This window comes from Citrobacter sp. TBCP-5362 (assembly GCF_005406305.1).
Taxonomy (GTDB): Bacteria; Pseudomonadota; Gammaproteobacteria; order Enterobacterales; family Enterobacteriaceae; genus Citrobacter_B; species Citrobacter_B koseri.
Genome location: NZ_CP040234.1, coordinates 2,699,963 through 2,713,115 on the forward strand (window position 1 = coordinate 2,699,963; position 13,153 = coordinate 2,713,115).

Consider the following 13,153-nt stretch of genomic DNA (forward strand, 5'->3'; position numbering starts at 1 on the left):
GACGCCGGGGGCGTATTTCCCTAAATTAGCGCCCGTTCCAGCAACACTGGAACGACAATATGGTGAGGTGTCCGAGTGGCTGAAGGAGCACGCCTGGAAAGTGTGTATACGGCAACGTATCGGGGGTTCGAATCCCCCCCTCACCGCCATATTCAGAAAAAGAGCTCGTACGAAAGTACGGGCTTTTTTTGCATGTTGCACGCGCTGTGGGGGGATGAGAACCCACGACCGGGGTTCGACAACTGGCGGCAGCCAGTTGGACAGACCGCGAACGCAGAGAACGGGCTGCCCGCAGAGCGAGCGAAGCGAGTCAATCCCCCCCTCACCGCCATATTCGGAAAAAGAGCTCGTACTAAAGTACGGGCTTTTTTTTGCCTATTGCACGCGCTGTGGGGGGATGAGAACCCACGACCGGGGTTCGACAACTGGCGGCAGCCAGTTGGACAGACTGCGAACGCAGAGAGCGGGCTGCCCGCAGGGCGAGCGAAGCGAGTCAATCCCCCCCTCACCGCCATATTCAGAAAAAGAGCTCGTACGAAAGTACGGGCTTTTTTTGCATGTTGCACGCGCTGTGGGGGGATGAGAACCCACGACCGGGGTTCGACAACTGGCGGCAGCCAGTTGGACAGACCGCGAACGCAGAGAACGGGCTGCCCGCAGAGCGAGCGAAGCGAGTCAATCCCCCCCTCACCGCCATATTCGGAAAAAGAGCTCGTACTAAAGTACGGGCTTTTTTTTGCCTATTGCACGCGCTGTGGGGGGATGAGAACCCACGACCGGGGTTCGACAACTGGCGGCAGCCAGTTGGACAGACTGCGAACGCAGAGAGCGGGCTGCCCGCAGGGCGAGCGAAGCGAGTCAATCCCCCCCTCACCGCCATATTCAGAAAAAGAGCTCGTACGAAAGTACGGGCTTTTTTTGCCTATTGCACATGCTATCCGGCTGACAAGAACACCGTAGGCCCGGTAAGCGTTAGCGCCACCGGGCTCCCGCACATCGCCGGATGGCAGCGCAAGCGCCTTATCCGGCCTACAAAAACATCCCAGGACCGGTAAGCGTTAGCGCTACCGGGCACCTGCACATCCCCGGATGGCGGCGCAAGCGCCTTATCCGGCCTACAAGAACATCCCAGGACCGGTAAGCGTTAGCGCCACCGGGCTCCCGCACATCGCCGGATGGCAGCGCAAGCGCCTTATCCGGCCTACAAAAAACAAAGCCCGGTTTCCCGGGCTATGAGATCTGACGACGCTTCAGTTATAGGCATGAAGGGTTCGTTGGCACAATGCCGAACGCACGCAGTCGTCTTTATGGAAACGGACAATACCTATCATCTCATCTTCTTCAAAGCGAGCTAACGCATCACTTAACCCTGATTGAACATGAGTCGGTAAATCGCACTGGGTAATGTCGCCATTTACGATAACCGTCACGTTCTCCCCGAGGCGCGTTAAGAACATCTTCATTTGCGCAGCAGTCACATTCTGAGCCTCGTCAAGAATGACGACTGCATTTTCAAATGTACGTCCGCGCATATAGGCGAACGGCGCGATTTCCACCTTACCAATCTCAGGCCGCAGGCAGTATTGCATAAAAGACGCGCCCAGGCGTTTCACCAGTACGTCATAGACGGGCCGGAAATAAGGCGCGAACTTCTCGGATATATCGCCTGGTAAGAAGCCGAGATCTTCATCGGCCTGCAAAACCGGACGGGTAACAATAATCCTGTCTACATCTTTATGTATCAGGGCCTCTGCTGCTTTTGCCGCACTGATCCAGGTTTTTCCACACCCGGCTTCGCCAGTGGCGAAGATCAGTTGTTTACTCTCGATAGCATTCAGGTAGTGCTCCTGAGCCTCATTTCGCGCTACGATTGGTGTGGCGTCACGGCTATCACGCGCCATGCCTATCGCTTCTACGCCGCTCATCTGCACAAGCGAGGTGACCGATTCTTCTTCACGTTGTTTGTGGCTACGCGAATCCCGTCTCAGCACACGTTTTGCTTCACGACGAGCTTTGATCACTGCTTTTTGTCTTCCCATGGATAGCACCTTGAGTTGTTGGTATACATCACACGCGCCGTTGGCGGCACGATTATGCGCACAAACATCTGAGGGTTGGCTTCCTTGTAAGCCATTGCTTGCTTTTTGAAAAGACGCCCTACACGGCTACGCGCACCGAATACGGCGTCAGTAACAGGGATAAAAAGAGGAAGTGAGAGGAATTTAGCGGTGACGACAGGGCTACCGGAGGAGAGGCATCCGCATAAGTTATTGCTGTTACTGCGAAAAACGTGTCCAGTACAGGACCTTACCATTCGCGATCTCCATAGTGAAAAGTGTCATCACTGCCGGGAACTACCGCTATTACGTATTAGTACAACATAATTTATCATTAATGCAACAACATATTTACCATGCATTAACTAAAGTTCCCCTTTGCACTGGCAATAGTCTCTTACAGAGATATTACAAAATTATTTCACCTGAACGCTCATAGTAAAAATTAATACTTTCATTCATCGACATACAGAGAAACACGCCACAATTCTGAATAAAAAGCCCGCGCATGGCGGGCGATGAAAGTAAACGGGCAGCGGTCAGATTACTCTGCCTGTAAACGCGACGGCGGTGCGGAGTGGTAATACGCATCCGCTTTCGCAAAACGTTCTTGCATAGCCGACGACGGCGCTTTGCCCAGCAGGCTAAAGACCACAATCCCGATGCTGCCGAAGATGAAGCCAGGGATGATTTCGTACAGATCCAGCCAGCCAAACTGTTTCCAGACAATAACCGTCAGCGCCCCGATAACCATTCCGGCCAGCGCGCCGTTACGGGTCATACGCGACCACATCACCGAGAACAGCACGACCGGGCCAAACGCCGCGCCGAAGCCCGCCCACGCATAGCTCACCAGACCGAGCACGCGGTTTTCAGGGTTAGCAGCCAGCGCGATAGACACCAGCGCAACCACCAGCACCATAATGCGCCCTACCCATACCAGCTCTTTCTGGCTCGCGCCTTTACGCAAGAAGGCTTTATACAAATCTTCGGTAATCGCGCTGGAGCACACCAGCAGCTGGCAGCTCAACGTCGACATCACCGCCGCGAGAATAGCGGACAGCAGAATACCGGCAATCCACGGGTTGAACAGGATTTGCGCCAGTTCAATGAACACGCGCTCCGAGTTCTGGTTCACCGCCCCGGCCAGTGCCGGGTTATTGTTAAAGTAAGCAATACCGAAGAAGCCGACAGCCACCGACCCCGCCAGACACAGGATCATCCAGCTCATACTGATGCGACGCGCGTGCACGATGCTGTGATGAGAATCCGCCGCCATAAAGCGCGCCAGAATATGCGGTTGACCAAAGTAGCCCAGCCCCCAGCCCATCAGGGAGATAATGGCGACAAAGTTCAGCCCCTTGAGCATATCCACATTCTCAATGCTCTTTTGTTTGATCACTTCCAGGGAGTCACCAAAACCGCCGACGCTGATGATCACCATAACAGGCGTCAGAATCAGGGCGAAAATCATCAGGCTGGCCTGGACGGTGTCGGTCCAGCTCACGGCCAGGAAGCCGCCAATAAAGGTGTAGATAATGGTGGCTGCCGCCCCCGCCCACAGCGCGGTTTCATAGCTCATGCCAAAGGTGCTTTCAAACAGACGCGCCCCTGCCACAATCCCCGATGCGCAATAAATGGTGAAAAACAGCAGGATAACCAGGGCAGAGATAATGCGCAGAACGCGACTTTTATCTTCAAAACGCCCGGTAAAATAATCCGGCAGAGTCAGGGCGTTATCATTAAATTCAGTGTGGACGCGTAAACGTCCCGCCACCAGTTTCCAGTTAATCCATGCCCCTAACGTCAGACCAATCGCGATCCAGCTTTCAGAAATCCCCGACAGGAAAATCGCCCCCGGCAGCCCCATCAGCAGCCAGCCGCTCATATCAGATGCGCCAGCGGATAATGCCGTCACAAACGGCCCAAGGCTGCGGCCGCCGAGAATATAGTCATCAAAGTTTTTGGTCGAACGCCATGCAATAAACCCTATCAATATCATGCCAAAGATATAGACACAAAACGTCACCAACATCGGTGTGCTAATAGCCATCAAAAGTCTCCAGATTTTATGTGCCGGCAATAATAAGAGCTGCCGTTTTATACCCTGCCGGAACGTGGCAATGGTGTTTATGTTTACCAGGGCGACCGTATCCTGCCGGAAGCGGTGGTCATTCACAATCGATTTAACACATCATTTACATCAAATTTTATTCGGGTGGGATACTATTTTTCTCCAGGTTGCACTCTCTCACATTTTTTAAGGTTGCACCTTTCAAAAGTGTTAACTGCCGCAGAGAAAAAGATTTGGTTATTGTTTTTATCCCATCCAGAAGCGTCTCTTCTTTTAACATTTCATTCATTTTTAAGCTTGCAAGGCAGGTCACATTTAACGAGGTTGCACAAAGTTGCAACATGGTGGATATTTCTCGATAACTATCAGCAGCACATATCAGAACAACAGGAGTAGACGGCATGGGAACCACCACGATGGGGGTTAAGCTGGACGACGCGACGCGCGAACGTATTAAAACAGCAGCAACACGAATTGATCGCACCCCACACTGGCTGATCAAACAGGCAATCTTTAATTATCTGGAAAAACTGGAAAGCGACGAGGCGTTACCGGAGTTGCCCGCCCTGCTGGCTGGCGCCGCCAATGAAGGCGATGAGTCAACCGCACAGCAGGAAGAAAACCACCAGCCTTTCCTTGAGTTTGCCGAGCAGATCCTGCCTCAGTCGGTCTCCCGCGCCGCGATTACCGCAGCTTACCGTCGCGCCGAAACCGATGCGGTGCCGATGTTAATGGAGCAGGCGCGTCTGCCGCAGCCGGTGGCTGAGCAGGCCCACAAGCTGGCCTATCAACTGGCGGAGAAACTGCGTAACCAGAAAACGGCCAGCGGCCGCGCCGGGATGGTACAGGGGCTGTTGCAGGAGTTCTCCCTCTCCTCGCAGGAAGGCGTCGCGCTGATGTGCCTTGCGGAAGCGCTGCTGCGTATCCCGGATAAAGCGACGCGTGACGCGCTCATCCGCGACAAAATCAGCAACGGCAACTGGCAGTCGCATATTGGCCGCAGCCCGTCGCTGTTTGTTAATGCCGCCACCTGGGGTCTGTTGTTTACCGGCAAGCTGGTCTCTACCCACAACGAAGCCAGTCTCTCTCGCTCGCTGAACCGGATTATCGGTAAGAGCGGCGAGCCGCTGATCCGCAAAGGCGTGGACATGGCAATGCGCCTGATGGGCGAGCAGTTCGTCACCGGCGAAACCATCGCCGAAGCGCTGGCGAATGCGCGTAAGCTGGAAGACAAGGGCTTCCGCTACTCCTACGATATGTTAGGCGAAGCGGCGCTGACCGCCGCCGATGCGCAGGCTTATATGGTTTCGTATCAGCAGGCTATTCACGCCATTGGCAAAGCGTCTAACGGACGCGGAATTTATGAAGGGCCGGGGATCTCCATCAAGCTTTCCGCCCTGCACCCGCGCTACAGCCGCGCGCAGTATGACCGTGTGATGGAGGAGCTGTATCCGCGCTTGAAATCCCTGACGCTGCTGGCGCGTCAGTATGATATCGGCATCAACATCGACGCCGAAGAAGCTGACCGTCTGGAAATCTCCCTCGACCTGCTGGAAAAACTTTGTTTTGAGCCGGAACTGGCTGGCTGGAACGGCATCGGTTTCGTGATTCAGGCTTATCAGAAACGCTGCCCGTTTGTGATTGATTATCTGATCGATCTCGCCACGCGCAGCCGTCGCCGCCTGATGATCCGCCTGGTGAAAGGCGCGTACTGGGACAGTGAAATCAAACGCGCCCAAATGGACGGACTGGAGGGATACCCGGTTTACACCCGCAAGGTCTATACCGACGTTTCTTATCTGGCCTGCGCGAAAAAACTGCTCGCCGTACCGAATCTGATTTACCCGCAGTTTGCGACCCATAACGCCCATACTCTGGCGGCGATTTATCAACTGGCGGGGCAGAACTACTATCCGGGCCAGTATGAATTCCAGTGTCTGCACGGCATGGGCGAACCGCTGTACGAGCAGGTCACCGGTAAAGTGGCGGATGGCAAACTCAACCGTCCGTGTCGTATTTATGCCCCGGTCGGCACGCATGAAACGCTGCTGGCATATCTGGTGCGCCGCCTGCTGGAAAACGGCGCCAACACCTCCTTCGTTAACCGTATTGCCGACGCCACGCTGCCGCTGGATGAACTGGTCGCTGACCCGGTGGAAGCCGTGGAAAAACTGGCGCAGCAAGAAGGGCAAACCGGCTTGCCGCATCCGAAAATCCCGCTGCCTCGCGACCTCTACGGACAAGGCCGGGAAAACTCCGGCGGGTTGGATCTGGCGAACGAACACCGTCTGGCTTCCCTCTCCTCCGCCCTGTTGAATAATGCGCTGCAAAAATGGCAGGCCAAACCGATGCTGGAACAGCCGGTCGCTGACGGAGAGATGACGCCGGTGATCAACCCGGCAGAGCCGAAAGACATCGTCGGCTACGTGCGCGAAGCCAGCGCTACGGACGTTGAACAAGCGCTGCAAAATGCGGTTAACAACGCCCCTATCTGGTTCGCGACGCCACCGCAGGAACGCGCCGCCATCCTGCAACGCGCGGCGGTATTAATGGAAGGCCAAATGCAGCAGCTGATTGGCATTCTGGTACGCGAAGCCGGGAAAACCTTCAGTAATGCCATTGCAGAAGTACGCGAAGCGGTGGATTTCCTCCACTACTACGCCGGGCAGGTACGCGATGACTTTGATAACGAAACGCATCGTCCTTTAGGCCCGGTCGTTTGTATCAGCCCGTGGAACTTCCCGCTGGCCATCTTCACCGGACAAATTGCCGCTGCGCTGGCGGCGGGCAACAGCGTCCTGGCGAAACCGGCGGAACAAACGCCGCTGATTGCCGCTCAGGGCATCGCCATCTTACTGGAAGCTGGTGTTCCGCCGGGCGTAGTGCAGTTGCTGCCCGGCCAGGGTGAAACCGTTGGGGCGCAGTTAACCTCCGATGAGCGCGTACGCGGCGTGATGTTTACCGGCTCGACCGAAGTCGCCAGCTTATTGCAGCGTAACATCGCCACCCGTCTGGATGCGCAGGGTCGCCCGATTCCGCTGATTGCGGAAACCGGCGGGATGAACGCCATGATCGTGGACTCCTCCGCCCTTACCGAACAGGTGGTTGTGGATGTGCTGGCATCTGCGTTTGACAGCGCCGGGCAGCGCTGCTCGGCGCTGCGCATACTGTGCTTGCAGGATGATATCGCCGACCACACCCTGAAAATGCTGCGCGGGGCAATGGCGGAATGCCGCATGGGCAATCCGGGCCGTCTGACCACCGACATTGGCCCGGTTATCGATAACGAAGCCAAAACCAATATTGAGCGCCATATTCAGGCGATGCGTACGAAAGGTCGTCCGGTATTCCAGGCCGTACGTGAGAACAGCGATGATGCGCGCGAATGGCAAACCGGCACCTTTGTTCCGCCAACGCTGATTGAGCTGGAAAGTTTTGATGAGTTGCAAAAAGAGATCTTCGGGCCGGTGCTGCATGTGGTGCGTTACACGCGTAATCACCTTCCCGAACTGATTGCGCAGATCAACGCCTCCGGCTACGGTCTGACGCTGGGCGTACATACCCGAATTGACGAGACCATTGCGCAGGTCACCGGTTCAGCGCACGCAGGCAACCTGTACGTCAACCGTAATATGGTCGGCGCGGTCGTGGGCGTCCAGCCATTTGGCGGCGAAGGCTTGTCCGGCACCGGGCCGAAAGCGGGCGGTCCGCTCTATCTCTACCGTCTGTTGGCAAATCGCCCGGAAAACGCGCTGGGCATAACGCTTGCCCGTCAGGATGCGGACTACCCGGTAGATGCCCAGCTTAAAGCCGCGCTGACTCAGCCGCTTAACGCGCTGACCGAGTGGGCGGCGGATCGCCCGGCTTTGCATACGCTCTGTCAGCAGTTTAGCGAGCTGGCGCAGGCCGGAACCCAGCGTTTGCTGCCTGGCCCTACCGGTGAGCGCAATACCTGGACGTTACTGCCGCGTGAACGCGTATTGTGTCTGGCTGATGACGAGCAGGACGCTCTGGTGCAGGTCGCCGCCGTGACAGCGGTCGGGAGTCTGATTTTGTGGCCGGACGATGCCTTCCATCGCGAACTGGCGAAGCGCCTGCCCGCTGCGGTTTGTGAACGTATTCAGTTTGCGAAAGCGGACACGCTGACTTCGCAGCCGTTCGATGCGGTGATCTTCCACGGCGATTCCGATCAGCTACGGGCGCTGTGCGAGGCGGTAGCCGCCCGTGACGGCGCGATCGTGTCGGTACAGGGCTTTGCCCGTGGTGAAACCAATATCCTGCTGGAGCGTCTGTATATCGAACGCTCGCTCAGCGTTAACACCGCTGCGGCAGGTGGTAACGCCAGCCTGATGACAATTGGTTAAGGCTGTGGTTAATTAAGGCTTTGGAAAATGCCCGGTGGCGCTACGGCTCACCGGGCCTACAAAACACATTTGTAGGCCGGATCAGGCAAAGCCGCCATCCGGCAATGTTTTAGAGCCAGAGGGAAGTATGAAGCGAATTATATTCACATGCGCTGCGCTGCTACTCAGCGCTCCGGCACTGGCCGATGACTGCGCCAACGCCAGCACGCAAATGGAGATGAACACCTGCGCCGCCGCGCAATTTCAAACCGCCGATAAAAAACTCAATGAGACGTACCAGAATGCGCTAAAACGCGCCGAACCGCCGCAGCGTGACTTGCTGAAAAAAGCGCAAATCGCCTGGATTGCCCTACGGGACGCCGACTGCGCGCTGGTCAGTTCCGGCACGGAAGGCGGCAGTATACAGCCGATGATCGCCAGCCAGTGCATGACGGACAAAACGGACGAACGCGAAGCGTTTTTAGCTTCGCTGCTGCAATGTGAGGAAGGCGATTTGAGCTGTCCGTTGCCGCCTGCCGGTTAACGTACGCGAATGCCTTCAATAATCATCCGCTGTACGCTTTCGACCGTTTGATTGAAAAAGGCTTCATCACGCAACGTTGCGCCCGTTACCGCTTCGACCTGAGGCGCAAAATCGGCGTAATGCTGCGTTGAAGCCCAAATCATAAAGATCAGGTGATGCGGATCGACGGGCGCCAGTTTTCCACTGTTTACCCATCCGGCAATCAATGCCGATTTTTCGTCAATCAGCGCCTTCAAATCCCCGGTCAGTTCTTCCATCAGCAACGGCGCGCCCGCCAGCATCTCCATGCAAAAAAGCCGGGAAGCCTGCGGATAATCACGGGAGACCTCCAGTTTAAGACGAATGTACTCTTTGATCGCTACCAGCGGCGCGAAATCCTCGCGAAAAGCCTTTAACGGCGCCAGCCAGATATCAAGGATTTGCCGCAGTACGGCGACATAAAGCGCCTCTTTCGACGGGTAATAATAGAGCAAATTGGTTTTGGACACTCCCGCCTGCTCAGCCACCTGCTCCAGACGTGAACCATGAATACCGTACTGGGAAAACGTGTTTAATGCAGCGGTTAAAATCGCCTGGCGCTTGGCGCTGACGGCCTGTGAACGTTTACCTGTTTTTTTCTCTGCGCGTTGAACCATGCGCCCTCTCCTTGTTTTATTGCCGCCAGGATACCGTGGCAACGGCGCTTTTTTCTTTTTGAACGTCAGGACGCTTAGTTTGCGTCGCCTGCGGCGACACTTCAATCTTACGGACAAAAAAACCGCCGGAGGAACCGGCGGCGGTGGCATCATAACGTTTACCAGCGGTATGCGCTAAACATTATGGCGTTAACTTACAGGCTAGCTGTTACGGTTACCGTGACTGCTTTTGCCCCCTTTTTTGCCTGCTTCTGATGCACGCTGCGGGTCATTCTTAAAGTTGCCCCCGCTGTGCTGGCCACCTTTACGACCTGCTTCTGATGCTCTTTCGCGGTCTTCCGCAAAATTACCGGAACCGCCCCGATGGTTTGCCATTACTGACCTCCGTCATAGATTAGACATCATATTGCATCGGTGTTGAGGAAGATCTCCTCACGCGGCATATGGCAGACGCCACAATTATTGCCACGCGGAACTAAGCTTAGCGAAGTTACCCCGGCTGACCAGTAAATCGTAATATTCTGCAACAGGTTCGTCAGGGGGACAGGAATAATCCCCCCAGGAAATCAATAAGCCTCTCTTATGGTTAAAGAAATCCGAACGGCGAAAAATGTATCATTTTGCAACAAAAACGACGCTGATAAATCTTGTTATAAATCAAAGAAATGGTTGTGATATTTGCACTCTCTCCAGGACGTCATATCTTTAAATAGAGGTAGCGAATCGCTACGGACACGGTTAACTCGAGGAGTAGTGCAAAATGGCAAAAATTCTGGTGCTTTATTATTCCATGTACGGACACATCGAAACTATGGCGCATGCGGTGGCGGAAGGGGCAAACAAAGTGGACGGCGCAGAAGTCATTATCAAACGCGTACCGGAAACGATGCAGCCTGAAATCTTCGCAAAGGCCGGAGGTAAAACACAAAACGCACCAGTCGCAACCCCACAGGAACTGCCTGATTACGACGCCATCATTTTTGGTACGCCGACGCGCTTTGGCAATATGTCAGGCCAGATGCGCACCTTCCTGGACCAGACGGGCGGTTTGTGGGCATCCGGCGCGCTGTATGGAAAACTCGCCAGCGTATTCAGCTCGACAGGCACCGGCGGCGGTCAGGAACAAACCATTACCTCAACCTGGACCACGCTGGCTCACCACGGCATGGTGATTGTCCCTATCGGTTACGCCGCGCAGGAACTGTTTGACGTCTCGCAGGTTCGCGGCGGTACGCCATACGGCGCCACCACAATTGCCGGGGGCGATGGTTCACGCCAGCCAAGCCAGGAAGAACTTTCTATCGCTCGCTATCAGGGTGAATATGTTGCAGGTCTGGCAGTAAAACTCAACGGCTAATCTTCAACAGGAGGATTCGAATGCCAACTCAAGAAGCGAAGGCTCATCACGTCGGCGAATGGGCAAGTCTGCGTAATACATCACCAGAAATAGCCGAAGCCATTTTTGAAGTCGCGAAGTATGACGAGAAACTGGCTGAAAAAATTTGGGAGGAAGGCAGCGACGAAGTGTTGCTTAAAGCCTTTGAGAAGACGGATAAAGATTCGCTATTTTGGGGCGAACAAACCATCGAACGTAAAAATGTCTGACCTTTTCTCCCCCGCCTGCGCGGGGGAGAACCTCTGCTATTTTGCCGCGCTGTTCAACACGTTATCGAACTTATCAAGAGGACAGAAGCCGTTTGCGTCTATCGGGCATCCCGCCAGTTCCAGCGTGACGCGCTGCGCCGGTGATTTCAGCGTCAGGACGTCCGCGTTACGCAACTGCTGCGAGCTCTGATACACATATTCGATTTTCATCAGGTCGCGATTGCCTTTGCTGTCATGCCAGCGCTGGAACACAATCTTGCCGCCAATCGGGGTGCGTTCGTACTGATCGTGCAGCTGGTAAGGTTTGAAATCCAGCGCCGTCAGCAGCGAAGCAATATTCGAGTCATGCCCCACCAGAACGGTAATTTTCGGCGCGCTGCTACGGTCAGTCACCAGCGCTTTATCAATATATTTGACCAACGGTTTGGCGACGTTGCGCGCCACTTCACCCGAGGTAAACAGGCTGTCCTGATACCCGTTCTTCAGCTTTGACAGAACTTTCCACTGCTGATCGGATTTAATCTCGCCCCAGGCGACCTGATCCATCGGGAAGCCTTCGTAGTATTGCAGCGTAAACGCATCCACCAGCGAATTGCCGACTTTCAGCGGCCCCGAAACGCCAGGCTCCTCCTGATACTTCGCGCTAAAGGCGTCTTTGGCTTCGGTCAGCGAACACTGCTGTTTTTCTTTGCAGGACGGTGAATCTTTGTAGTCCGTCATCTGCGTCAGCAGTTGATAGCTGTCATCAAGCTGCATCTGGCTGCGCTCTTTTTCCATCGCCTGCACCGCTTTCTGGCTAAACGCCGCAGAGTCATCGGTGATCACCGGATTAAACGTTGGGTCCATCGTGCCCATTTTTTCCTGATGATGTACCGGAATGTCGCACCCAGGGAAAGCGCCGGTGATAAAGAATTGTGCCGTCGCAACGGTGCGTTGCAGACTGTTGGCATAGGTATATACCGTGTCCGGCGTCGGGCATTCACCTGACGTGACCATCCCCTGCTCCGCCAGCCATTCTCGCATGTAGTGGCCCATATAAATTTCCAGCACACCGCCTTTCGTGGTGAGCTGCCCGCCGGGCACATCCCACTCCGGCCACTGATTCGGCGTGGACTGCTCCAGCACGCTGCCATTATTGGCCAACGGCGCGCGCAAGTTGTGTCGGCTCATCATCAACACTTGTTGCAGTTGATAACCTTCCGGCGTTGTCTGCGCTTGCGCGGCGGACGACAATAAAACAGCCCCTGCCACAGCGGCGGCGAGTATCAATTTTTTCATCCCTACAACCTCTTGTTGTTATCAATCCTCATAGAGTGTGACAGAAATATGACATTTTTCCGGGAACGGTTTCGCAAAACGGGAGATTCCAGAAGATAACCGGCAGGTCAGCGTGTTCCGGTTACTCCGAGATAAAAACCTCATACTTAATATTGCGGGCGCAATAAAAAGTGCCGTCCGTCAGATACAGTTCACGAAATCGCGTGTTATCAGAGATGTTGTCCAGCAGGGAACGTTCCGTATCGACAAATTCTTTTTGCACGCGGTAATGAACGGCGTTCTCCGTTTCAAAAGAGACATATTCCGTGGTGGCGTAGGGCTTATTTTTTGATTTCACGTACACGATATATTGCACGGTACTGGCCGTCAGCCCCGTTTTCGCCGCGATCTCTTTGAGACTCAACGTCTCAGAGGCATAAAGCGCCTGAACCTGCGCTATGCGTCGGTGATTATACGCCGTCACCCGAAGGCTCAGTTTCAGCCGATAGGCCATATTCCGCACGGCGGTAATATTAGTGTGAAGCAGTTGCGCTATCTGCTCGGTTGTGAGGATGCCCGCGTTTTCCCGCAGAATCGCAAGGCTTTCGTCGTTCCAGATAAATGCCATTGGGTATCTC

11 protein-coding genes and 1 tRNA gene are annotated in these 13,153 nt (G+C 54.9%); 5 read left to right on the plus strand and 7 right to left on the minus strand.

All coding sequences use genetic code 11. The annotated features are described in order from the left end of the window. Positions 1-61 precede the first annotated feature (61 nt). A tRNA-Ser gene (locus FD428_RS12965) sits at positions 62-149 on the plus strand. A 1,101-nt stretch (positions 150-1,250) separates the two neighbouring features. On the opposite strand, the gene phoH is transcribed toward FD428_RS12965, so the two are convergent. The 3 genes from phoH to FD428_RS12980 form a co-directional block, all read right to left on the minus strand. Continuing rightward, on the minus strand, positions 1,251-2,039 hold the full coding sequence (phoH, locus tag FD428_RS12970) for a phosphate starvation-inducible protein PhoH (protein WP_047457616.1): 789 nt from the start codon (positions 2,037-2,039) through the stop codon (positions 1,251-1,253). Positions 2,040-2,601: 562 nt separating this feature from the next. After that, positions 2,602-4,110 (minus strand): sodium/proline symporter PutP, encoded by a 1,509-nt coding sequence (gene putP / locus FD428_RS12975; RefSeq protein ID WP_114848392.1) that lies wholly within the window; start codon positions 4,108-4,110, stop codon positions 2,602-2,604. 157 nt (positions 4,111-4,267) lie between these two features. Then, positions 4,268-4,534, minus strand: a complete 267-nt coding sequence (locus tag FD428_RS12980; RefSeq protein ID WP_123907508.1) for a hypothetical protein — start codon at positions 4,532-4,534, stop codon at positions 4,268-4,270. Between FD428_RS12980 and putA the strand changes: the two genes are divergently transcribed. Beyond that, positions 4,533-8,495, plus strand: coding sequence for a trifunctional transcriptional regulator/proline dehydrogenase/L-glutamate gamma-semialdehyde dehydrogenase (gene putA, locus FD428_RS12985; protein ID WP_114848393.1), 3,963 nt, complete (start codon positions 4,533-4,535; stop codon positions 8,493-8,495). The genes FD428_RS12980 and putA overlap by 2 nt on opposite strands. Before the next feature lie 127 nt (positions 8,496-8,622). Then, complete coding sequence (locus FD428_RS12990; RefSeq protein ID WP_071258246.1) at positions 8,623-9,018, plus strand: lysozyme inhibitor LprI family protein; 396 nt, start codon at positions 8,623-8,625, stop codon at positions 9,016-9,018. Here FD428_RS12990 and rutR read toward each other — a convergent pair. Beyond that, positions 9,015-9,653, minus strand: coding sequence for an HTH-type transcriptional regulator RutR (gene rutR, locus FD428_RS12995; protein ID WP_012132906.1), 639 nt, complete (start codon positions 9,651-9,653; stop codon positions 9,015-9,017). The two genes, FD428_RS12990 and rutR, sit on opposite strands and share 4 nt — an antisense overlap. Before the next feature lie 201 nt (positions 9,654-9,854). Continuing rightward, positions 9,855-10,028, minus strand: a complete 174-nt coding sequence (locus tag FD428_RS13000; RefSeq protein WP_012132907.1) for a general stress protein — start codon at positions 10,026-10,028, stop codon at positions 9,855-9,857. 385 nt (positions 10,029-10,413) lie between these two features. Here FD428_RS13000 and wrbA point away from each other — a divergent pair, with 385 nt between their 5' ends. Both wrbA and FD428_RS13010 read left to right on the plus strand, forming a co-directional pair. Continuing rightward, the gene (gene wrbA, locus FD428_RS13005; RefSeq protein ID WP_047457630.1) at positions 10,414-11,010 is read left to right on the plus strand and encodes an NAD(P)H:quinone oxidoreductase; all 597 of its coding nucleotides are present in this window, start codon (positions 10,414-10,416) and stop codon (positions 11,008-11,010) included. A gap of 20 nt (positions 11,011-11,030) precedes the next feature. Next, complete coding sequence (locus FD428_RS13010; RefSeq protein ID WP_047457633.1) at positions 11,031-11,258, plus strand: YccJ family protein; 228 nt, start codon at positions 11,031-11,033, stop codon at positions 11,256-11,258. Between the two features lie 36 nt (positions 11,259-11,294). On the opposite strand, the gene agp is transcribed toward FD428_RS13010, so the two are convergent. Together agp and FD428_RS13020 are read right to left on the minus strand one after the other, a co-directional pair. After that, on the minus strand, positions 11,295-12,536 hold the full coding sequence (gene agp, locus FD428_RS13015) for a bifunctional glucose-1-phosphatase/inositol phosphatase (RefSeq protein ID WP_114848394.1): 1,242 nt from the start codon (positions 12,534-12,536) through the stop codon (positions 11,295-11,297). 121 nt (positions 12,537-12,657) lie between these two features. Further along, positions 12,658-13,143 (minus strand): hypothetical protein, encoded by a 486-nt coding sequence (locus FD428_RS13020; protein ID WP_000874189.1) that lies wholly within the window; start codon positions 13,141-13,143, stop codon positions 12,658-12,660. Positions 13,144-13,153: the final 10 nt, after the last annotated feature.

Excerpts from the sequence above, each read along its gene's own strand:
- putP (WP_114848392.1), bottom strand. The coding sequence starts at position 4,110 with ATGGCTATTAGCACACCGATGTTGGTGACGTTTTGTGTCTATATCTTT.
- FD428_RS12980 (WP_123907508.1), bottom strand. The coding sequence starts at position 4,534 with ATGCCGTCTACTCCTGTTGTTCTGATATGTGCTGCTGATAGTTATCGA.
- FD428_RS13020 (WP_000874189.1), bottom strand. The coding sequence starts at position 13,143 with ATGGCATTTATCTGGAACGACGAAAGCCTTGCGATTCTGCGGGAAAAC.
- rutR (WP_012132906.1), bottom strand. The coding sequence starts at position 9,653 with ATGGTTCAACGCGCAGAGAAAAAAACAGGTAAACGTTCACAGGCCGTC.
- phoH (WP_047457616.1), bottom strand. The coding sequence starts at position 2,039 with ATGGGAAGACAAAAAGCAGTGATCAAAGCTCGTCGTGAAGCAAAACGT.
- putA (WP_114848393.1), top strand. The coding sequence starts at position 4,533 with ATGGGAACCACCACGATGGGGGTTAAGCTGGACGACGCGACGCGCGAA.
- FD428_RS12990 (WP_071258246.1), top strand. The coding sequence starts at position 8,623 with ATGAAGCGAATTATATTCACATGCGCTGCGCTGCTACTCAGCGCTCCG.
- FD428_RS13010 (WP_047457633.1), top strand. The coding sequence starts at position 11,031 with ATGCCAACTCAAGAAGCGAAGGCTCATCACGTCGGCGAATGGGCAAGT.
- FD428_RS13000 (WP_012132907.1), bottom strand. The coding sequence starts at position 10,028 with ATGGCAAACCATCGGGGCGGTTCCGGTAATTTTGCGGAAGACCGCGAA.
- wrbA (WP_047457630.1), top strand. The coding sequence starts at position 10,414 with ATGGCAAAAATTCTGGTGCTTTATTATTCCATGTACGGACACATCGAA.
- agp (WP_114848394.1), bottom strand. The coding sequence starts at position 12,536 with ATGAAAAAATTGATACTCGCCGCCGCTGTGGCAGGGGCTGTTTTATTG.